A 19,967-nucleotide genomic window follows, 5' to 3' on the forward strand; every position below is an offset into this window, starting at 1 on the left:
GCCACGCGGCCCCCTACGGCGCAGGTTCGGGGCCGTCCGCGAGCAGGTTCAGCTCCCGCGCCCGCCGGGCCGTGGCGCTGCGGCCGGACGTGCCGAGCTTGCGGTAGATGTTCTTGAGGTGGGTCTTCACGGTGTTGACCGACAGGCCCATGGCAACGGCGATGTCGCGGATCGCCACCGCGTCGGCGAGGTGGCGCAGCACCTGTGCCTCCCGGTCGGTCAGTGGCCGCGGCGGTCCGTCAGCGGCCGCGGGGCGGTCGGCCTCCCGCGCCGTCAGCCACCCGTGCTCGCGCGCGATCGTCGCGTTCTCCCGCAGCAGCAGCGGCGCCCACTTGCCCGAGTCCGACACGGCGCGCCGCCGGCGGTCGGGGCGGCCGTAGTCGAGCGCGTCGCCGAGGGCCCGGGTGGCGGTCGCCACGTCGCCGGCCGCGGCGGCGAGCCGACCGAGCGCCAGCGCGGCGTACTGCAGGGCGCTCGGGCTGGCGTCCGGCCCGGCCACCCGGGCCAGCGTCGCCCGGGCCGCGGCGTACTCGCCGCGGGCCTCCAGCAGGTAGCCCTCGGCGACCGTCCGCTCGGCGCGGTCCTGGATCCGGTCCACGCAGCCGCGGGCCTCGTCGAGATCGCCCACGATCAGGTACGCCCACAGCGCGGTGAGCTCGATGCGGTCGCTGAACAGCCGCGGCGGCCGGGCCCGACGCAGGTGCGCCCGGGCGGCCCGGGTGGCGGCGATCGCCGCCGGGCCGTCCCTGCGCGCGCACGCGGCCCAGGCGCGGATCAGCGCGAGCGTCGTCGCGGTGGGCGGGTCGTGCCGCCCGCCCGCGGTCGCCATGGCGTCGGCGGCGTGCTGCCGCACCGCCGCCAGGTCGTTGCGCACCAGCGCCGTGGCCGCCAGCGTCACGCTCGCCGCCCCGATCCGCTCGGCCGGCCGGACGCCGGCCCGCTCCGCCAGCGCGATCGCCTGCCCGGCCAGCAGGTCGGCGTCGGCGGTGTTCCCCTCGTACATGCTGAGCAGCCCGAGGTGCCCGAGGGCGTCGTGGGCGCCGAACTCGGCGTCCGCGCCGGGCGCCGTCGCGGCCCGGGTGAGGGTGTTCCGGGCGGCGTCCAGGCGACCGGCCCACAGCTCCGCCACCCCGACGTTGCTGTCGACGAAGCGCTGGGTGCGCACCGCGTCCACCCGCGCCTCCGGCCGGGTCTGCGCGTACCGGGCGGCCGCGGCCCCGGCGGCGTCGGCGTCCCCGGTCAGCCGGGCCAGGGCCACCCGGGCGACCTCGAGGGCGGCGAGGCGGCGCGGGCGGCCAGCGGCTGCCCGGCCGGCCCGCTCCAGTGCCGCCCGGGCCGGCGGGGCGTCGTGGCGGGCCAGCGCCAGGACGCAGCGGACCAGCTCGGCGGCGCCGTCCCGCGGCGCGTCGGGCAGCGCTGCCAGCCGCTCGCGCACCGGTCCCGCGCGGGGCGCGGTGAGCAGCGCCGCCACCCCGATGCGGTCGATGGCGACGGCGCAGGCGAACGCCCAGTCACCGGCCCGGACGGCGTGCGCGACCGCCGTGCCGCCGCTGCCCCGGTCCGCGTACCAGCGGGCGGCGATCGCGTGCAATCGCCCGACGAGGTCGGGGCGGTCGCCGACGAGGGCGTCGCGGAGCATGGCCCGGAACGGTTCCCGGTAGCGGAAGTGCGTCGGGTCGGCGTGGGCGACGAAGCTGTTCGCCCCGGCCAGCCGGCCGAGGATCGCCCGGGCGTCCGACCGGCCGGTGAGCCGGTCCGCCAGGTCGGGGTGGACCCGGTCCAACAGGCTCGTCCGCAGGAGCAGGTGGCGCACCCGGGCCGGCTGCGCGTCCAGCACCTCGGTCCGTAGGAAGTCGGTGACCGCCTGCCGGCCGAGCGGATGGGGCAGGCTCGCCGGTCCCACGCCGGACCGCAGCGCGAGCGCGTGCAGGCACACCCCGGTGAGCCAGCCCTCTGTGCACCGGTGCAGGGCGCGCAGGTCGGCCTCCGGCACGTCCACGCCGTGCGCGTGCAGGATCCCCGGCAACTCGTCGGCGTCCAGCGCGAGGTCGGCGGGCCCGATCTCCGCGACGTCCCCGGCCAGGCGGTGCCGGTGCAGCCACGGCACGCTGCCGCTGCGGCCGCAGACGACCAGATGCAGGCCGGGCCCGGCGTATGCCACCAGCAGGTCCAGCTCGCGGGCCACGGCGGGATCGGTGATGAAGTCGACGCGGTCCAGCACCAGCACCACCGGGGTGGCGCGGTGGCAGAGCGCGGTCGCCAGCCTGCCCGCGATCGTCCCGTCGACGTCCCCCGCGGCCGGCCGGGCCGGGACCGCGTCCGGGAGGTGGCCGCGCAGCGCGGCGAGTACGTGCGTCCAGAACGTCGGCGACCGGTTGTCCTCCTCGTCGAGGGTGAGCCAGGCGACCGGGCCCGGCGCCCCGCCGCCGTGGACCCAGTGGGCGACCGCGGTGGTCTTACCGGACCCCGGCGGCCCGAGGACCGTGGTCGCTCGGCGGCCCGCCGCTGCGGCGAACAGGCCCGCCAACCGGCGGCGGGGCCCGTGCGTCGGCGGCAGCGGCGGCACCGCGAGCTTGGTCGGTGGCACGTGCGGCAGCGCGGGACCTGCCGGGCCGCCGGCGACTGCGTGCGCGGGATCGGTCGGCCGTGCGACGGCGGAGCGCAGCCCCATCACCCTCTGTCCACAATAGGCGGTTGACGTGCGGCGCTGAGCGGCTTCGTACGTCCGCCCGGACTCACACACGGCGACGGCGTCATTTCGTTACGGGGTAGGCGCGCCCACTCTAGGGTGCCCGGGCACCGTGCGCTTTGTGAGGGCATGATCACTGATTCGGAAATCGGGCCCGCCCGGCTCACGCCGCGGCCGGCACGATGAACACCGCCGTGCCGTACGCGCAGATCTCGGTCCACTCCGGGCCGATCTCGCGGTGGTCGAACCGGACCCCCACGACAGCATTGGCCCCCCGCTCGTGGGCCAGCGCGACCATCCGCGCGATGGCGTCCTCGCGCCACTTCCGCAGCGCGGGACCGTCGCCCTCCCGGACGAGCCCGTCCATGAACGGATTCTGCTTCCGGGCGGTGGTACCGAGCACCTCCCCGACGACCCGCAGGATGTCGAAACCGGGAACGGTGTCGATCGTGATCGCGAACATGTGGCCCCCTCCGTGACGACGGTCGCACCGGGGCGCGGACAGGCGCCTCCTCCCCGGCGGGTGACCATCGCGTCAAGCGGCGGGGGCCAGGGCCACCGCGCTGTCGGCCAGCGCCTCGACGAAGTCGCTCGGGCGGCCGGTGCCGGCCCACAGCTTCCGCTGGCGGTCGGCGCCGTTGCCCTCCCGCCGTACGATGTCGAGGCGCCGCTCGACCTCCCGCAGCTCGTCCGGGCCCAGCGCCGGGCGGACCTTCGCGTAGAGCCGCTCCAGCGCCACCTGCTTGCCACCGGCGCCCAGCCCGTACTGCGCGGCGTGCAGGAGCCCGGACCGGACCCCGGTCCGCCGCGCGTCCGCCGGCCGCGGCTGCGGCTCCGGTCGCTGGGGGCTCTCCTCGACGAGGCTGGTCACCAGCCCGCGCACCAGGGCGGCGAGCAACACCGCGTCGTCGACGGTCAGGCAGGCGTCCGCGACGCGCACCTCCACGGTGGGGTACCGGTCCGAGAGCCGCGCCAGCAGGTACACGCTCGCCGGGTCCATCGCGGCGCCGCGGTTGATGAGCCGCCGCACGGCCCGGTCGTACCCGCGCTGACCGTGCCAGTTGCGCGGCGGCCGAAAGCTCGGCCAGCGCAGCAGCGACCGGTACCGGTCGCTGCTCCAGCCCGTGTCCGCCCCGTTGCTGATCACCGAGTTGGCCGTCATCGCGAGCAGCGTCGGCAGCCACGGCCGCAGCCGCGCCAGCACCTGCACCCGGACGTCCGGGTCGGGCACGCCGACGTGGACCTGGCAGGCGCACGCGGCACCCATCCGCGGGCCGAACGGATAGCGCCGCGCCAGCTCCAGATACCGCGGCTGCGCCGACACCTCGTCGTACCGGCCGCTGTGGAACGGCGGCACCCCGACCGACACCAGCCGCGCGCCGGCCCGGTCGGCGCCGCGCGCCGCGAGCCGGCGCAGCCGGCCCAGGTGGTCGCGCAGTTCGTCGAGACTCCGGCACACCGGCGTCGCCGTCTCGAGCTGGTACGACATGAACTCCGGCTGGAGTTCACCCTCCTCGCCCCCGCCGCGGCGAACCGCCTCGGCGGCCACCGGCGCGACCGCGCCGTCCCGTTCGAGCAGGAGGAACTCTTCCTCGACACCCACGGTGAGCATATGCCGTGCTCCTTCCGGTCAGTGATTGCCTGCTGTCGAGCGTCGTGTCGGGCCGGGGTGCGCGCCTCGTCCGCCGCGAATGAGGTACGGCCGGGCGGCGTGGCCCACGCTGATCGGATGGAGGCCGCACGATGTCGCGCGGCGGAGGAGAGGGGGCGGCGATGTGCCGATGGTTGGCCTACTCGGGTGCGCCGATCGAGCCGGACGAGCTGCTGTACCGGCCCGAGCACTCGCTCATCGATCAGGCGCTGCACAGCCGCGAGGGGGTCGAGACGACCAACGGTGACGGCTTCGGGCTGGGCTGGTACGACGGCACCGCGGGCCACCCGCCCGCGCTGCTGCGCGGGGTCGGTCCGGCCTGGAGCGACGTGAACCTGCGGGAAGTGGCCCTGGCGGTCCGCTCGCCGCTCTTCCTGGCGCACATCCGGGCGAGCACGGGCACGCCGGTACAGCAGTCGAACTGCCACCCGTTCCGGCACGGCCCCTGGCTGTGGATGCACAACGGCGCGATCCGGGGCTTCGGCCGGCTGAAGCGGGACCTGATGCTGGGCGTCGACCCCGCGCTGTACGAGGGCATCGAGGGCTCGACCGACTCGGAGCTGATGTTCTATCTTGCCCTGACGTTCGGCCTGGACGACGACCCGGTCGCGGCGGTGGAGCGGATGGCCGGCTTCGTCGAGTCGACGGCCCGCGCCCGCGGCATCGCGCACCCGCTGCAGATGACGGTGGCGACGACGACCGGCCGCGACATCTGGATCTTCCGGTACTCCAGCGAGGGCCGCAGCCGGTCCCTGTACTACAGCGCGGACGTGGCCACGCTGCGCGCGACCCACCCGGACAACGCCCGCCTGAGCACGCTGTCCGACGAGACGCGGGTGGTGGTGTCGGAGCCGGTCGGGGCGTTGCGCGGGGCGTGGCGGCCGATGCCGGAGGCGACGTACGGCGTGGTGCGCGGGGGCCTCGACGTGCTGGGTCCGTTCCAGCCGACCGCCTGGAAGCGGTAGCCGTCCGCCCGGCGGTACTGCACCGGTACCGCCGGGCGGACGGCTCGGCGCGGCTGCCGGCCGCCTCGCGGAGTTTGCTCGGTGAGCGGCGTCCGCCGTCGGCCACCGCGCGACCGGCCCGGCCGCGGTTCACCCGCCCCGGATGAGGCGCCCGCGGAGCCCGCCGATGAACACTCGTGGCGCCGGGTCGGGTGGGGCCGAGCCGGCCCCTGGCACGGGTGGGCCGCCGCCGACCGAGGCGGCCTACCCGTGCGCCGGCTGCGCGGCGGGTTCGCCGACGCCCACCGCGTGCGGCCGCGGCTGCCGGATCCGGAGCCGGGCGATGTCCACGCCGAGGGCCTGCGCCCGTACCAGGATGCCGTCGAGCGTCTCGCGGTCAACAATGATCTTGTGCAGGATCATCTCCGCCGTGGAGTCGAACAGATCGTATTCGGCGATGAGCGCGAGCATCAGCGGATCCGGCCGCCCCCGGAGGATCAGCTCGAACTCGGTGTCGCGCGTCGTCACTGTGCGCCTCCGTCCGGCGGCTCGGGTCGCCTCGGCGAATCCATTCCCATCGCACCATGCTCAGCCTCGCCGAGAGCACCGCCATCATCCTGACCGGATAGTCCGTTACGGCCGCCCGACGGCGCGTGGGAGGGTGGAGCTGTGGGCGACTGTCACCAAGGGGTGCAGGCCGAAGTTTCTTGGTACCTGCTCGACGGTCCACCGGGTTCACGGCTGCGGGCGGCTCGCGCCGCACTGCACGGTCGTCGGCCGGGATCGCGTCGCGGGTAGAGGTGGATGTGCGGCGTCGTGGCAGTCGACCATCGGCCGGGCGGGTCACGGCAGTGTCGTCGCGGCTGCTCGCCGGTCCGGGGCGTCGCAGGCGGTCAGCTTCCGGTACTCCGCGGGTGTCCCGGGACGCCCAGTGCCGTATGGGCGCGGCCGTGGCACTGGCTCGCCGATCGGTTCCCAGCCCTTGGCCTGCTCAACGTCGCCGAGCCGTGCCGGCCCCGTCCGTGGCGCCGCGGAGGTACCCGAGCGTGCTGCTGTCCCGCACCTCGGTGGGCGCTTCCGCCACCGCAGAGTCAACGATCGAATCGGCTGGCCGAGCTATCCGGGCCGCAATTCCGTGTGTCTATCTGACTGCGTGAAGTAGTCGATGCAAGTGGACGCCGGCGGTCGTGTACGAGAGCTGACCCTGCCGGACTACGTGCGTCACGTGTACGACGCGCAGGCGGCCGGACTGCCGGAGCGGTCGGTAAGACGCCGTTGACGCGTCTCACTGACAAGGACAAGCAGGCGGAGAACAGCAGGGTGGCGTGCCCGTCCAGCTTGCCCCGACCGCCGGGGCAGCAGTGCGACGAGTACCCGATGGCGTCGACCTGGCAGGGCGCTGCTATCACGGTAAGTTTCTCGCGCAGGATGATCGACAAGGACAACAACGAGATCGCCGGTCAGGAACTCAACGCGTTCTATCTCGCCGACCGGATCATCGAGAAGGATCCGTTTTACGTCGCGGTCGATCTGACCCGACGGCCCTGACCGGCAGGGGGAGGCTGGGATTGAGCACCTTCGGTGTGTGGGCTGTCGTACAGCCAGTTCATCATCCGCGATATCGGTACGGGACCCGAGGACGACATCTACCGCGAGCCCGGCTCGCTGGTAGCCGTCGCCGATGATCAGGCGACTGTGTACACCGCGACGCAGATCGGCACGGTCCAGGTGGACGTGCAACCAACAACCGAGGCGCAGCCGGTCGACCTGGACGGCTGGGATGAGGCGGTCGCGTTCTCGATCACGTCCGACGGCGAGCTGACCGTCTGTGGCCTGATGGGCGACCTGGTCGACGACATGCCGAACCTCGCCGCCGCCGGTCCGGGTACGTACGTACGTACCGGGTGGTGGTCAGTGCGGGTCGGGAGCCGGAGTTGTACCGGGTGCAGACATGGCCGGCGCCGGTGGAGGCGATCGAGGTGCTCCGTAAGTCGTCCTGACGGACAACGCTGCGGCCCCATCCCTGGTGTGGGATGGGGCCGCGGTGTCGTTTCCGGCGTGCTCGTTGTGGCCGGCTGATTGTGCTACTTGCGCCGTACGGCGCCCCTGCCTCGCCCTGCCGTGCCGAGCCCTGCGGTGCCGAGCCCCTGCCCTGCGGTGCCGAGCGTTGCCCTGCCGTGCCGAGCCCTACGGTGCCGAGCCCTGCCTGGCCTTGCCGTGGTCGTGACCGCACACGACGGCGCCGAGCGTCAGGCCGGAACGTTGAGCCCATGGGACCCGGTGCCGGTGCGTCGGCAGAGCCACCGGCGGGGACCTTGGCAGACGCCTGTTGGCTTCGGCGCAGGTAGCGGCCATAGAAGCGCCCGGTTCGGTCGCGTCGGCCGTCGACCGGGCGCGTCGAGCACCTCGGGTCGTGGCATTAGTTGGGAGCTTGGACATTCACCCGGAGGTGCGACGGAGCCGGTGCTGATAGGCGGTGGTCGGATACCGAATCTTTTCCGGACGACAGATCCACGCCCCGGTCATCCGGGGCGCGCAGGTGTCACCGGTATCGATGGTCTTCCGAAGTGCCCCAAATCCACGTGAACGGGTTCTCCCGCGGTCGCAACGGCTGTGGCGGCGGCGTCCGTCCATCGATCGGCAGCCGGCCGGAGAGACGCTGGCGCAGCTCCACCATCATGAGGGCGAACATGCCGGAGTGACCCGCAACCGCCAGGACCAGCAGCCACACCAGGAACACGTTGCCGCCACCTTTACCACCGAGGATGGCGACGGCACCGACAACGACCTGCATGACCGCCAGCAGCGCCTTGGCGTGGACCGGCAGCAGCGGGTGGACGTCAGCCGCGCCGAACCAGCTCCGAAGCTGATCGCGGACGTACGTCCCGGTCAGCACCACCAGGCTCACCACATGCAGGTAAACCACGAAGGCAGCGACCGGTACCCATAGGACGATCACAACGAGCACCGCTAACCAGCTCACGCCCCACAACCACTTGCAGAACCAAACTCCGGCCAGAACCGCGGCGGGCACCCCGACCGCCAGCAGCACTATCGACCCCACCACGGCGAGTAGTACCCGCAGCATCGACACCAGCGGCGCGAACGCACGTGCACGCAGCTTCTTCGGCGTGAGGATCAGAATGATCGCGGCGACGGTTGCCATGAACCCGACGGCTGCGTTGAGCAGCGGCGACAGTACGAACGCGTCGATCAGGTCGGACCAGCCGGCGCTGGTCCGACCGAGCAGGACGCTCCAGATGAAGAGACCGCCGAGCGTCGAGAAGAGGGACAGTACGGCGTGCACCGGCTGCGGCCACGCTACTGGGCGCTGCTGCTCCCGCACGCTCGGCAGCGTACCGAGTGCCAGCAACCCGCCCGGCTATGTGCTCGTCGGTGCCGGCCGCGGGCCCGGCGGCCACCGTGGCGGTTCGGCAGCGGCGGCGACGGTCACCCGGGAACGTCCGCGGTCGTCAGGAGGGCATCCCTGATTGGGCCGGCGTTTCCGTTGGGGGCACCTGGGCTGTGTTTCGCCTGGCCCGGATCTGCCGGTGGAACTCGTTGAGGGTCGTCATGATTACTTCGGTGGCGCCGAGCCAGCCCTCGCCTGCGTCGATGGGGATGCCGTCCACCTGGATGATGCCGTTGTCGTAGGCGACGACGTTGAGGGTGAGCTGTAGGCCCTTGTCGCGGGCGGTGGGCTTGACCATCATCGCGCTGCGGTCCAGGGATGCCGGCATGGCTACCTCCTGCTGGTCGTCGGCCGGTGGGCCGGTCGGCTGTCGTGGCGCAGTTTCGAGTTTGCCGGCCCGGGCCGGGCATGCGCCCGGGAATCAGCCGCCCGTCCCGCAGCCCGACCAGCACAGCCAGCTCCCAGTGACAGGCAGGTGGCCAGCACAGTACGGCGTCGGGGAACTCCTGGAGACGCTGGGCCCCGGCGACGAGGGAGCGCCGGGGCTGGTGTCGGCGGCGGTTGGGCTGGAGGTGTTCTCCTGTATCGAGGGCTTCTACAACCCACGCCGACGGCACAGCCGCCTGGATAACCTCAGCCCCGACACCTACGAGAAGATCCACTACGAGTCGTTGACAGACTTTGAGGGTGCCCGGCTGTTAGGGGTCACCTGAGGCCAGGTGATCCGGTCGGTGCGAAGGTCGTCGATCAGACTGCGGACGTAGCTGAGTTCGGCCGTGACCACCTGGCGCTGGAACTCGGATTCGATGGCAAATAGCCGGGGGAGGAAGCTCGTCACCTCGGCGATCTCGGCGTCGAGCGCGGCCAGGCGATCGTCCAGTCGGGTACAGCGTTCGGCGAGGGCGGTCAGCGTAGCTGCCGGGGTGAGGGTGGGCAGGAATGACAGCGCAGCGGGGAACTCGTTGTACTCCTGCGCGGGCGTGGCGAGCATGGCGCGCAGCCATTCTTCGAGGGTGGTTCGGCCGTGGTCGGTAATGCGGTAGGTGGTCCGCTCCGGCCGGTTCTCCGCCCGCTCGGTGGCGGCGATTTCGGCGAGGCCGTCGCGGACCAGTCGCTGGATCGTCTGGTAGACGCTGTTGCGCTGACTGACATTGACCACGTCGTCCTTGCGGCGTTCTTTGATCAACTGATGCATCCGGTAAGCGTGCATCGGCTCCTCGGTGAGCATCGACAGCACGGCCAGGGCGAGTACCGAGCGGCGTGGTGCGGGCATTAGCCCAGCTTAGGGCTTGACTGGGAGGAGGGCGGTACAGTTATAGTCATAATATGACTATAACTGTACCGCAGCCTGCCCGAGGCAGCCGGAAGCCCGCAGAGGACCCGGCTTTCGGGCTGTCCCTGGGCACCGTGCTGGGACCGGTCGCCTTCACTCTCGCCTGGCTCGTCCTGGGCTTCGTGAGCACCGGATATACCCTGTTCGGCCACGAGTTCACCGAATACTCGCCGATCAGCCAGTCCATCAGTGGGCTCGGCATGGGCGGCACGGCCGCGTACATGAACACGGCGTTCGTCGTGACGGGCGTGGTCCTCGTCGTCGGTCTGGTCGCTGTTTTCCGGGTCGTGCAACTCACCGACGAGGAGGCGCCAGCACGGGGGACCCGGACGACTCCGCCGCGGTCGCGGGCACTGCGCCGCAGCGCCCTGACGCTGCTGGCCTGTACCGGGCTGGGCCAGATCCTGTGCGGCCTGTTCACCCTCGAGGCGTTCCTGCCGCACCTACTGGGCTTCCTCCTGGCCGTGGGGACGCCCGTCATCGGCTTCCCGGTGGCCGGACACTATTTTCGCACCGTGCCGTCGTGGCACCGGTTCGGCACGTGGCTCCGGCTCGGCGGTCCGCTGGCCCTTGTCCTGCTGGTCGCGTACTTCCTGACGTTCCGGCCCACCCCCGACGGGGCCGAACACGGCATCGCCGGCCTTGTGCAGCGCCTTGGCGTTCTGCATGTCCACGCCTGGTTCGTCGCGATGGGGTGGCGCGCCTGGCGGGCGCGCCGTACGGCGTAGGGCGACCGGTCAGGCGCCGGACCGCACCGGGGCGTACGTGACCATGTGTCGGTTGCCGTTCTGAGCGGCACGGCAGGGCGTGTATCGAGATGTCGCCGTCGAGGAGGTTGCGATTCCGGCACCGTACTGCGTTCGCCGCGCTCAAGCATTCTTTCGAAAGTCTGTGACCGCTGTGAGCCCAAGGACCGCGAGATATCGGCTTGCGTACCTTCAGCATTTGGCTTTCCACCGTCAGCTCCAGGTCCGTGCCGGCGACGGCGGCGACGAGCATGCAGGGCTTCAACGACGCCGTGGTCCGACGTGTCGGTGTTGGGCACCTGACGAACTGTCGAGACGCGAGCCCTGCCTCGAGCGGCGGGAACCGATCAGTGCACTCGAAGATTCACCCGTGGAGCGATGTCGACCAGTCGGGTTCCTGACAATGTCATGGAGCTGCGTCGATGGTGCTGGCTACCTTACGGGCACCCACCCAGCGGGGTAGGGCACCTCGATCTCATGTCATGGGGGACCCACATGCATTTTGCTGCCATCGGCGCGGGCATCCTTGCCGCTGCGCTGCTCACACCTACTCCGTCCATCGCCGCATCCGCTATGGACGTCGGCGTGGACCTCGGTCCGCCGCCGGCGGCGGGTCAGCCGCGGGCGGCCGAGGAAGTCGCCGTTGACCTCGCCGTCGACTACCGGAACCCGCGCACCGTCATCCGTCATCCCGGTGCGCCGCAGGTGAAGGTGCACTTCAACAGTCTGCGTCTCGCACCGGGCGACTACATCACCGTGAGTAGCGAGGACGGCCGGGAGGTACACACCTACCACAGCGACCCGACCCGGACCACCGCACCGGCTGCGGACAGTTCCTACACCCGGCACCGCAGCGTCGGGTTCGCCGCGATGTCGATCAGCGACGATGTCGCCGTGATCGCGTTGCACCGCACCGGTGGTCGCACCGTCCCGGCGAGCGCCCTGGACCGGGCCGGGTACGGCGCTCGGGTGGATCGGGTGTGGCGCAACTTCAGCCGGGCCGAGTACCGGACCCGCAACGCGGGCCGGCTCGTGGGCTGCCGGCCCAAGGACGGCCGGGAGCCGGTGGCGTGCTACGCCGACGATCCGGACTTCACGGTGGAGGTGGCAAAGTCCGCCGCTGTCGCGGCGCTGTACAACCCGGCTGCACACATCATCCCGTACTGCACGACCGCGCGGGTCGGGAAGAAGAACCGGATGCTGACTGCGGTGCACTGTGGCGCAACCGACACCACGCCGCACCTGAAGACCTCCGAGGTGTGGTTCGACTTCGAATGCCGGGACTGCGGCGATGCTGATCCCAAGGTGCCGTTCAAAGTGAGCGTCGGCCAGATCCTCAAGGTCGGTGAGGCTGGCACCGGGTCTTCCGACTGGGCGGTGTTCAGCCTCAAGGAGCAGGACTTCCCGAAGGTGACGAAGTACGGGAACTTGATGCTGGACGACCGGATGCAGCTGCCGGCCGGCGAGCGGATCTACAGTCCCACCCACGGGCAGAACGACGAGGTTCCGGACGACCAGGAGACCAACTACAAGCGGCTCGGCATCTTCCAGGACCCCCGTGGCAGCGGTGGCGACAAGCCGTGTGTTCTCACGTCGGCGCGCACCCCCGGACCCGCTTGGGCGGCCTGGTCATGCGACGGGTCCGGCCTGGGCTCCGGTGGCCCGATCATCAGCCGTGACTCCCAAAAGATCGTCGCGATTCTCAACCGCGGGGAGTGCACCGGCGCCCCCGAGCCCAGCTTCGGCATCAAGGCGGGGTACATCCTTCAGCAGACCGGCGACCTGATCCAAGGCACTGCATAGCTGAACCCCGGCGGGTCGGCCATTGCACTCGCGCGTGCGAACGCAATGATCCGCGCTGCTCGTCGGTGCTGGTCCGCGCGGTCCCGTGGAAGGGAACACCGGTCACCGCCCCGGCCGCCGGGATTCTTTAGATGGCTTCCGGGTTGGTGAGAGCCGTTCAAACACGCAGCGACACTAGGCGGGTGCCGGCAGTGTTCTCGACTTCGACCGCGCTGACCTGGCCGACCGCGACCGCGGCGGTGCCGTCCAGGTTGGTGCCGTCCCGCTCGCCTTTCTCGGAGACGATCCAGCCGCCGGCGATCATGCGCCGTCCTTGCCGGTCGACGACGATCAGGCGGCAGTCCTGGCCCTGCGCGATGCCGTTGACGGCCACGTTGATGCGTACCCAATTGGCCACCGGGACGATGGACGCGGTGACCCGGACGTTGGTGCGCGGGTCCCGGGTGGTGGCGATGCGGGTGCCGGGCGGCTGCGGTTCGGCGGTCACGACCGGCGGTGCCGCGGTCGGTGGCGGCGCGGACCGGTCGGTCAGGGCGGCGCCGGCCAGCACTGCTCCGGCGAGGGCGACGACGGCCGCGGCGGCCACCGCAAATAGTCCCCACCGCTGGCGGGCGGTGTTCTCCTTACGGACGTGGCGCAGGGTGCGCTGCAGGACGAGGTCGGCGTCGGGCGGCCCGTGCAGCAGCGCCTCGGGCGGCAGGTCGCCCAGGGCGGCCCGGACGGCGGTCAGCTCGGCGAGTTCGGCCCGGCAGTCGACGCAGTCGGCCAGATGGGCATCCACCTCGGTTCGCTCGGACTGGTCGAGGGCACCGAGGGCGTACGCGCCGAGCAGTGGATTGTCGTGCGGGGCGATGGTCATCAGGCCACCCCTTCCAGAACGATGGCGCGCCCCAGCGACGAGTGTCGCAGTTGTCTGAGCGCGTGGTGGCAGCGCGACTTGACGGTGCCGGCAGGTATGCCCAGGGCCTCGGCGGTCTCGGCGACGCTGCGGCCGTGGAAGTAGATGGACACCAGGACGCTTCGGTGCTCTGCCGAAAGCCGCTCGAGCGCGTCGAGGGCGACCAGCGAGTCCACCACCGACTGCGCGTGGTCGCGCTCGACGGGGACGGTCGTCGGCGCCTGCGCCACCTCGGTCGGGCGGGCGCCGCGGGCGCGGCCCCGGTCGGCGACCAGGTTGCGGGCGACGGTGAACATCCAGCCGCGGATGGAGCCGGCCGCGGCGGACAGGTCGCCCGCGTGTCGCCAGGCCCGGATGAGGGTCTCCTGGAGGATGTCCTCGGCCGCGGCCCGGTCCCCGGTGAGCCGGCCGGCGTAGGCGAGGATCGCCGCGCCGTGCTCCTCGTGGAGGGCGCGGACCAGGGCCTCGTCCCTGGCCCGCTGACTCGAGCGGGCCTTCAGTCTGACCATCCGGCTGCCTCCTGTGCGCTGCTGACACGGGGGTCGCCCGCACTACGGACGCCGCCCGGATCCGGTTCACCATTTCTCGATTCCCGGCCGTCAGCCGCGGCAGGTGCGGCCACCGTTGACGCATGACACCGCCTCGGCGAGGACCGGCGCGGGCATCAGATTGAGCGCGAACGCGTGGTCGGTGCGGGGGCTGTGGTTCTGGTCGGCGAAGGCGTCGATGACGAAGCGCCGGCCGGGCGGCAGGTCGTAGGCGACGATGACCTGGAGCTGGGGGACGGGGAACGTCCGGGGTGGGCAGCGGCCGTCGGCCGCGGTCGGCACGAGGTGCTCGCGGTGGTCGCGGCTGTCAATGCGACGCCCGTCCCAGCAGCTCGGGAAGTCGAAGATCCGCAGGACTCGCTGGCCCGGACCGCAGCGAGGGTAGCGGTCGGTGCGCCGCCGGGGACTGCCCGCACAGGTCCAGGTGGCAGCGGCGTGCTGGCCGCCGTCGGTCACGGCCAGGGCGTCGCCGACGGCGGCCCGCAGGCCGCCGGGCGGGGCGACCACGGGTCCGACCGGGCTGCCGTACATGGTGAGCGTCACCGCGGCGGGCGTCTGGATCGCCCCGTGCTGGCCGTCCGGCCCACCGTCGGACGGCGCCAGGCGCAGGACCGGCCAGTAATACGTGGACCGGTCGCCGTTGCCGCAGGTGGTGTCCGCCACGGCGAGGCTGGCGTCGGTGGAGTCCATGTCGGTGGAGGTGTTGCCGACGTACTCGTGGGTGTGGTGGGTGGGTCCGGCGAAGCCGGGCGCGACGACGACGTTGGCGCTGTTGCGGTGGCCGATCTCGTTGCGTCCGCACGACCAGGTGTAGGAGCCGGTGCCCGTGGTGTCGCCTGGAGTGGGGGGCCAGGCCGAGGTGAGCTGGTTGACCCGGCCGATGTCCACGTAGTCCGGCCAGTCCGGCGCCGGGACACGGGCGAGCCAGGCCGCGGTGCCGCCGACGAGGGTGAAGGCGAGCGCGGCGGCGGACAGCCGGAAGCGGCGCCGCTGCCGGTCCGACGGCGGCGGGAACGTGGCCTGCATGGCGCCAACGGTAAGGGGCCGCAACGGCGCGGGGAAGCCGGTTGACATACGCGGCGAGGTGACCGTCGGGTAGGCCGGACGAATGACGCGCCGGAAAACTTTGAACCGGACCCGGGTGCCGTCCGTATGGGGGGCGACGCGGTACCCGGGTCGCGCAGCGCAAGCGCCGACGAGGTCACCAGTCCCATCCACACCACCGTGCAGGCGACGGTACGACCTGCGCCCACTAAACAGGAGGAAGATTCATGTTCTCATCGCACGAGGACCTGATCCGGTACATGCGCGACGAGGATGTCCGGTTCGTCGACGTCCGCTTCTGCGACCTGCCCGGAGTGATGCAGCACTTCACGGTACCGGCGCCGGCCTGCACCGCCGGGCTGCTCGGTGAGGGGCTGGCCTTCGACGGCTCCTCCATCCGGGGCTTCCAAGAGATCCACGAGTCGGACATGCTGCTGCGCCCAGACGTGAGCACCGCTTTCGTCGACCCGTTCCGGGCGCAGAAGACGTTGGCGCTGAACTTCTTCATTCACGACCCGCTCACCGGGGAGCCGTACAGCCGGGACCCGCGGCACATCGCCGCCAAGGCAGAGGCGCACCTGCGCACGACGGGCGTCGCCGACACCGCCTACTTCGGCGCGGAGGCCGAGTTCTACGTCTTCGACTCCGTGCGGTACGACACCGGCGCGCAGGCCGGGTTCTACTACCTGGACTCCGACGAGGCGGCCTGGAACACCGGCCGCGACGAGCCCGGCGGCAACCGCGGCTACAAGACCCGGTACAAGGGCGGGTACTTCCCGGTCGGCCCGACCGACCAGCACGCCGACCTGCGCGATGAGATGGTCCGGCAGCTGACCGGCGTGGGGCTGCGGGTGGAGCGGGCGCACCACGAGGTCGGTACCGCCGGCCAGGGCGAGATCAACTACCGGTTCGCCACGCTGCTGCGGGCGGCGGACAACCTGATGGCGTTCAAGTACGTCGTGAAGAACACGGCCTGGGCGGCCGGCAAGACGGCCACGTTCATGCCCAAGCCGATCTTCGGCGACAACGGTTCCGGCATGCACACCCACCAGAGCCTGTGGGTCGCGGGAGAGCCGCTGTTCTACGACGAGTCCTGCTACGCGGGGCTGTCGGACACGGCCCGGTGGTACATCGGCGGCCTGCTCCAGCACGCCCCGTCGTTGCTGGCCTTCACCAACCCGACGGTCAACTCGTACCGCCGGCTCGTGCCCGGCTACGAAGCACCGGTGAACCTCGTCTACTCGCAGCGCAACCGCTCCGCCTGCACCCGCATCCCGATCACCGGGTCCGACCCGGCGGCCAAGCGGGTCGAGTTTCGGGTACCCGATCCGTCGGCGAACCCGTACCTGGCGTTCTCCGCCATGCTGCTCGCCGGCCTGGACGGCATCAAGAACAAGACCGAGCCGCCGGAGCCGATGGACCGGGACCTCTACCAGCTCGCCCCGGCCGAGGCCCGGCAGGTGCGCCGGGTACCGGGCTCGCTGCCGGAGGTGCTGGACGCGCTGGAGACCGACCACGACTACCTGCTCGAGGGCGGCGTCTTCACCCCCGACCTGGTCGAGACCTGGATCGCGATGAAGCGCGAGCTGGAGGTGGACCCGATCCGGCTGCGCCCCACGCCGCACGAGTTCGCCCTCTACTTCGACATCTGAGCCGGACGGAGACACCTGATGGCCTCGACCAGGAACCGCACCGCGACCGCCGCGCTGTCGGCGACACCGGCGGCGACCGACGCCCCGGACCGGTCCGGCCCGTACCGGCGGATCTACGAGTCGTTCCCGCGGCGGCTCGACGGCACGGTCACCCGTGGCGCCGTCCTCGGCCAACTGCGTCGGGTCGGCATCAGCGCCGACGACCCGCGACTGCGCGGCAGCACTTTGACAGTGGGGGACAGCGACGAACCGTTGACTCTGGATCAGTTCGTGGCCCTGTGCGGCAGCGACGGCGGCCTGATCAGCCGGGCCGCCGCCGGCGAGCTGGTGATCCCCGACTTCGCCACCTTCACCGGGGAGCTGACGGGGATCTTCCAGGCCGCCCGCGAGGACCGGTCGGGGCGGGTCGCCGACTACATCCCGCAACTGGCCCGGGTCGAGCCGGACCTGTTCGCGGTCGCGCTGTGCACCGTGGACGGTCAGCAGCTCGCGCTCGGCGACTCGGACGCGGCGTTCTGCGTCCAGTCGATCAGCAAGGCAATCAACTACTGCTTGGCGCTGGAGGAGCACGGGCCGGACGGAGTACACAAGCACGTGGGCCGGGAGCCAAGCGGGCAGGGCTTCAACGAGCTGACCTTCAACCGCGACGGGCTGCCGCACAACCCGTTGATCAACGCCGGTGGGATCATGTCCGGCGCCCTGATCCGTCCCGACCTCAACGTCGCCGACCGGTTCGACTTCGTCGCCGACGCCTGGCGCCGGCTGGCCGGCGGCGGCCGGGTCGGCTTCAACAACGCCGTCTACCTCTCCGAGCGGGCCACCGCGGACCGCAACTTCGCGCTCGGCTACTCGATGCGGGAGAACCGCGCCTTCCCGCCGGGCACCGACCTGGTTGAGGCGCTCGAGTTCTACTTCCAGTGCTGCTCCATCGAGGTCAACGCCAGGTCGCTGGGCATGGTCGCCGGGACGCTGGCCAACGGGGGGCGGTGCCCGGTGACCGGCGAGCAAGTGCTCGCCACCAGCACCGTGCAGCGCTGCCTGTCGCTGATGTCCTCCTGCGGCATGTACGACTACTCCGGCGAGTTCGCCTTCTCGATCGGCCTGCCCGCCAAGAGCGGCGTCTCCGGCGCCGTGATGGTGGTGGTACCGCAGGTGATGGGCGTGTGCGTCTGGTCGCCGCGGCTCGACCCGATCGGCAACTCGGTCCGCGGTGTGCGGTTCTGCGAACAGCTCGTCGCCCGATACAACTTCCACACCTACGACGGCCTGGTCACCGGCGGGCGGGGCGGCAAGCGCGACCCCCGGCTGCGCAAGCGCGAAGCAGAGATCAACGGAGTGATCCGGCTGTGCTGGGCCGCCAGCGAGGGCGACCTGGAGGAGGTCCGGGCGGTCATCGCTTCCGGGGTGGACCCCGACGCCGCCGACTACGACGGACGCACCGCCCTGCACCTGGCCGCCGCCGAGGGGCACCCCGACGTGGTGGCGCACCTGCTCAGCCTGGTGCGGCAGCCCACCCCGGTGGACCGCTGGGGCGGCACCCCGGCAGACGACGCCCGCCGCGGCGGCCACACCGAGGTTCTGGCGCTGCTCGCCGCCGGCGACGCGCCACTGCCCACGGGCGCCGCCGCCGCGGCCGCGTCCACGGCCCCCACCACGCGAAAGGAGCGCAGCAATGCCCATTGACACCGGAGCTACGGCCTGGATGCTCGCCGCAACCGCGCTCGTGCTGCTGATGACGCCCGGGCTGGCCTTCTTCTACGGCGGCCTGACCAGCGTCCGCGGCGCCCTGAACATGATGATGATGTCGTTCGTCAGCATCGCCACCGTCACCGTGGCATGGGTGCTGTTCGGCCACTCGCTGGCCTTCGACCAGGCCGGCGACGCAGCGGTCAACGCGGTCGTCGGTGGCCTCGACCACCTCGGGTTGCAGGGGCTGGTCGGCACCGTCTACCCGGGCCTGTCAGCGGAGACCGGAGACAACCTGCCCCAGCTCGTCTTCTCCGCCTTTCAGCTGACCTTCGCCGTGATCACGGTGGCGCTGGTCAGCGGGGCGGTCGTCGACCGGGCCCGGTTCACCGCCTGGGTAGTGTTCTCCCTGGTCTACGCCACCGTGGTGTACTTCCCGGTCGCGCACTGGGTATGGGGCGGCGGCTGGCTCGCCGAACTCGGCATCGAGGACTTCGCCGGCGGGACCGTCGTACACATCAACGCCGGCGCCGCGGCGCTCGCCCTGACCCTGGTGCTGGGCAGACGGCACCGGGCCGGCCACCAGCGGCCGCACAATGTCCCACTGGTGCTGCTCGGCGCGGGACTGCTCTGGTTCGGCTGGTTCGGCTTCAACGCCGGCTCCGAGCTGGCGGTCGACTCCACCACCGCCCTGGCGTTCATGAACACCCTGGTCGCCTCCGCCGTCGGCGCGGGGGTGTGGCTGGCCGTGGACAAGTACCGGCACGATCACTACAGCGCGATCGGCATCGCCTCCGGCGCCGTCGCCGGGCTGGTGGCGATCACCCCGGCCTGCGGCTTCGTGGACCCGTGGGCCGCAGCGGTGATCGGCGCGGCGGCCGGGGCGATCTGCGCATGGGCGGTTGAGCTGAAGAACCGGCTCGGCTACGACGACTCACTCGACGTGGTCGGCGTCCACCTGGTCGGCGGCCTGGTCGGCGCGGTCTCGCTCGGCTTCCTCGCCCGGTACACCTTCCTCCCGCAGCAGCACCAAGGCCTCCTGTACGGCGGCGGCCTGCAGCAGCTCGGGCTGCAACTGCTCGGGCCGCTCGCGGTCGGCCTCTACGCCTTCGGCGCCGCGTGGGCGATCGCGAAAGTGATCGACCGGGTAATGGGCTTCCGGATCCCGGTCCGCGACGAGGTCGCCGGCATCGACATCACCAGCCACGCCGCCCTCGGCTACGACCTGCGGGAAGCCGCGCGGCCGCCCGCTCTGGCGGTCAATGGCACCCCGGCGAAAATCGACGCCTGACGACGGCGATGATCTGGCGGCCACGCCCCGACCGGGGCGTGGCCGCCCCGGGGACGGCCGAACGCTGGCGGCGCAGTGCGCCCCCAGTAACTATCGAAAGGATGCTCGATGCGCACCCCTCTTGCCGAGGTCCTGACCTCCATACCCGGCATCGGCATCCCGCAGTGAGGCAGGTCGCGGCGGTGGTGCGGAGGAGGCCGGGAAACTGAGCCCTTTTCATCGTAAGTAGCGGTCGGCCTCGGCGGTGTGGAGGACGAGGATGGCCTGCAC

The 19,967-nt window shown here is 71.6% G+C and carries 18 protein-coding genes; 8 read left to right on the forward strand and 10 right to left on the reverse strand.

What is annotated here, in order from left to right; translation table 11 throughout:
- Nucleotides 1-13 precede the first annotated feature (13 nt).
- The 3 genes from IEY94_RS04685 to IEY94_RS04695 all read right to left on the reverse strand — a co-directional run bounded on the left by IEY94_RS04685 (nt 14) and on the right by IEY94_RS04695 (nt 4,301).
- Nucleotides 14-2,587 carry a winged helix-turn-helix domain-containing protein gene (locus tag IEY94_RS04685; protein ID WP_189168722.1) on the reverse strand — a complete coding sequence of 858 codons (2,574 nt, stop codon included), beginning with the start codon at nt 2,585-2,587 and terminating at the stop codon, nt 14-16.
- A 265-nt stretch (nt 2,588-2,852) separates the two neighbouring features.
- Nucleotides 2,853-3,152 (reverse strand): YbjQ family protein, encoded by a 300-nt coding sequence (locus tag IEY94_RS04690; protein WP_189168723.1) that lies wholly within the window; start codon nt 3,150-3,152, stop codon nt 2,853-2,855.
- Nucleotides 3,153-3,224: 72 nt separating this feature from the next.
- Nucleotides 3,225-4,301, reverse strand: coding sequence for a carboxylate-amine ligase (locus IEY94_RS04695; RefSeq protein ID WP_189168724.1), 1,077 nt, complete (start codon nt 4,299-4,301; stop codon nt 3,225-3,227).
- Nucleotides 4,302-4,462: 161 nt separating this feature from the next.
- Between IEY94_RS04695 and IEY94_RS04700 the strand changes: the two genes are divergently transcribed.
- Complete coding sequence (locus tag IEY94_RS04700; protein WP_189168725.1) at nt 4,463-5,305, forward strand: class II glutamine amidotransferase; 843 nt, start codon at nt 4,463-4,465, stop codon at nt 5,303-5,305.
- Between the two features lie 243 nt (nt 5,306-5,548).
- On the opposite strand, the gene IEY94_RS04705 is transcribed toward IEY94_RS04700, so the two are convergent.
- Nucleotides 5,549-5,812 (reverse strand): hypothetical protein, encoded by a 264-nt coding sequence (locus IEY94_RS04705; RefSeq protein WP_189168726.1) that lies wholly within the window; start codon nt 5,810-5,812, stop codon nt 5,549-5,551.
- Between the two features lie 747 nt (nt 5,813-6,559).
- Between IEY94_RS04705 and IEY94_RS04710 the strand changes: the two genes are divergently transcribed.
- Together IEY94_RS04710 and IEY94_RS04715 are read left to right on the forward strand one after the other, a co-directional pair.
- Nucleotides 6,560-6,832 (forward strand): NucA/NucB deoxyribonuclease domain-containing protein, encoded by a 273-nt coding sequence (locus IEY94_RS04710; RefSeq protein ID WP_189168727.1) that lies wholly within the window; start codon nt 6,560-6,562, stop codon nt 6,830-6,832.
- Between the two features lie 33 nt (nt 6,833-6,865).
- Nucleotides 6,866-7,363 (forward strand): hypothetical protein, encoded by a 498-nt coding sequence (locus IEY94_RS04715; protein WP_189168728.1) that lies wholly within the window; start codon nt 6,866-6,868, stop codon nt 7,361-7,363.
- Between the two features lie 463 nt (nt 7,364-7,826).
- Here the strand turns inward: IEY94_RS04715 and IEY94_RS04720 are convergent, their stop codons facing one another.
- From IEY94_RS04720 to IEY94_RS04730, 3 genes are all read right to left on the reverse strand, one after another.
- Nucleotides 7,827-8,630, reverse strand: a complete 804-nt coding sequence (locus IEY94_RS04720) for a hypothetical protein (RefSeq protein ID WP_189168729.1) — start codon at nt 8,628-8,630, stop codon at nt 7,827-7,829.
- A gap of 127 nt (nt 8,631-8,757) precedes the next feature.
- Entirely contained in the window at nt 8,758-9,024 is a 267-nt protein-coding gene (locus tag IEY94_RS04725) for a hypothetical protein (RefSeq protein WP_189168730.1), read from the reverse strand.
- A gap of 333 nt (nt 9,025-9,357) precedes the next feature.
- Nucleotides 9,358-9,969: a PadR family transcriptional regulator gene (locus tag IEY94_RS04730; protein WP_189168731.1), complete on the reverse strand. Its 612-nt coding sequence runs from the start codon at nt 9,967-9,969 to the stop codon at nt 9,358-9,360.
- Nucleotides 9,970-10,022: 53 nt separating this feature from the next.
- Here IEY94_RS04730 and IEY94_RS04735 point away from each other — a divergent pair, with 53 nt between their 5' ends.
- Together IEY94_RS04735 and IEY94_RS04740 are read left to right on the forward strand one after the other, a co-directional pair.
- On the forward strand, nt 10,023-10,757 hold the full coding sequence (locus IEY94_RS04735) for a DUF998 domain-containing protein (RefSeq protein WP_189168732.1): 735 nt from the start codon (nt 10,023-10,025) through the stop codon (nt 10,755-10,757).
- A gap of 513 nt (nt 10,758-11,270) precedes the next feature.
- A complete protein-coding gene (locus IEY94_RS04740; protein WP_189168733.1) occupies nt 11,271-12,578 on the forward strand; it encodes a hypothetical protein in 1,308 nt (435 codons plus the stop codon).
- 157 nt (nt 12,579-12,735) lie between these two features.
- Here the strand turns inward: IEY94_RS04740 and IEY94_RS04745 are convergent, their stop codons facing one another.
- The 3 genes from IEY94_RS04745 to IEY94_RS04755 all read right to left on the reverse strand — a co-directional run bounded on the left by IEY94_RS04745 (nt 12,736) and on the right by IEY94_RS04755 (nt 15,050).
- Entirely contained in the window at nt 12,736-13,437 is a 702-nt protein-coding gene (locus tag IEY94_RS04745) for an anti-sigma factor family protein (protein WP_229783297.1), read from the reverse strand.
- Nucleotides 13,437-13,985 (reverse strand): sigma-70 family RNA polymerase sigma factor, encoded by a 549-nt coding sequence (locus IEY94_RS04750; protein ID WP_189168734.1) that lies wholly within the window; start codon nt 13,983-13,985, stop codon nt 13,437-13,439. Before IEY94_RS04750 ends, IEY94_RS04745 begins: the two co-directional genes overlap by 1 nt.
- Before the next feature lie 90 nt (nt 13,986-14,075).
- The gene (locus IEY94_RS04755; RefSeq protein ID WP_189168735.1) at nt 14,076-15,050 is read right to left on the reverse strand and encodes a DUF1996 domain-containing protein; all 975 of its coding nucleotides are present in this window, start codon (nt 15,048-15,050) and stop codon (nt 14,076-14,078) included.
- A 245-nt stretch (nt 15,051-15,295) separates the two neighbouring features.
- Here IEY94_RS04755 and glnA point away from each other — a divergent pair, with 245 nt between their 5' ends.
- Genes glnA through IEY94_RS04770 form a run of 3 tightly spaced genes read left to right on the forward strand, consistent with a single transcriptional unit; the run spans nt 15,296 to nt 19,697 of the window.
- Entirely contained in the window at nt 15,296-16,720 is a 1,425-nt protein-coding gene (glnA, locus tag IEY94_RS04760; protein WP_189168736.1) for a type I glutamate--ammonia ligase, read from the forward strand.
- Nucleotides 16,721-16,738: 18 nt separating this feature from the next.
- Complete coding sequence (gene glsA, locus IEY94_RS04765; RefSeq protein WP_189168737.1) at nt 16,739-18,403, forward strand: glutaminase A; 1,665 nt, start codon at nt 16,739-16,741, stop codon at nt 18,401-18,403.
- Complete coding sequence (locus tag IEY94_RS04770; RefSeq protein ID WP_189168738.1) at nt 18,393-19,697, forward strand: ammonium transporter; 1,305 nt, start codon at nt 18,393-18,395, stop codon at nt 19,695-19,697. Before glsA ends, IEY94_RS04770 begins: the two co-directional genes overlap by 11 nt.
- Nucleotides 19,698-19,967: the final 270 nt, after the last annotated feature.

Origin of the sequence: Pilimelia anulata (genome assembly GCF_014647895.1) — a bacterium.
Lineage (GTDB): Bacteria > Actinomycetota > Actinomycetes > Mycobacteriales > Micromonosporaceae > Pilimelia > Pilimelia anulata.

What these genes read in the sequence shown, in the direction of transcription:
- IEY94_RS04730 (WP_189168731.1), bottom strand. Translation starts at nt 9,969, where the DNA reads ATGCCCGCACCACGCCGCTCGGTACTCGCCCTGGCCGTGCTGTCGATG.
- IEY94_RS04740 (WP_189168733.1), top strand. Translation starts at nt 11,271, where the DNA reads ATGCATTTTGCTGCCATCGGCGCGGGCATCCTTGCCGCTGCGCTGCTC.
- IEY94_RS04755 (WP_189168735.1), bottom strand. Translation starts at nt 15,050, where the DNA reads ATGCAGGCCACGTTCCCGCCGCCGTCGGACCGGCAGCGGCGCCGCTTC.
- IEY94_RS04700 (WP_189168725.1), top strand. Translation starts at nt 4,463, where the DNA reads ATGTGCCGATGGTTGGCCTACTCGGGTGCGCCGATCGAGCCGGACGAG.
- IEY94_RS04735 (WP_189168732.1), top strand. Translation starts at nt 10,023, where the DNA reads ATGACTATAACTGTACCGCAGCCTGCCCGAGGCAGCCGGAAGCCCGCA.
- glsA (WP_189168737.1), top strand. Translation starts at nt 16,739, where the DNA reads ATGGCCTCGACCAGGAACCGCACCGCGACCGCCGCGCTGTCGGCGACA.
- IEY94_RS04690 (WP_189168723.1), bottom strand. Translation starts at nt 3,152, where the DNA reads ATGTTCGCGATCACGATCGACACCGTTCCCGGTTTCGACATCCTGCGG.
- IEY94_RS04770 (WP_189168738.1), top strand. Translation starts at nt 18,393, where the DNA reads ATGCCCATTGACACCGGAGCTACGGCCTGGATGCTCGCCGCAACCGCG.
- IEY94_RS04750 (WP_189168734.1), bottom strand. Translation starts at nt 13,985, where the DNA reads ATGGTCAGACTGAAGGCCCGCTCGAGTCAGCGGGCCAGGGACGAGGCC.
- IEY94_RS04745 (WP_229783297.1), bottom strand. Translation starts at nt 13,437, where the DNA reads ATGACCATCGCCCCGCACGACAATCCACTGCTCGGCGCGTACGCCCTC.
- IEY94_RS04695 (WP_189168724.1), bottom strand. Translation starts at nt 4,301, where the DNA reads ATGCTCACCGTGGGTGTCGAGGAAGAGTTCCTCCTGCTCGAACGGGAC.
- glnA (WP_189168736.1), top strand. Translation starts at nt 15,296, where the DNA reads ATGTTCTCATCGCACGAGGACCTGATCCGGTACATGCGCGACGAGGAT.
- IEY94_RS04725 (WP_189168730.1), bottom strand. Translation starts at nt 9,024, where the DNA reads ATGCCGGCATCCCTGGACCGCAGCGCGATGATGGTCAAGCCCACCGCC.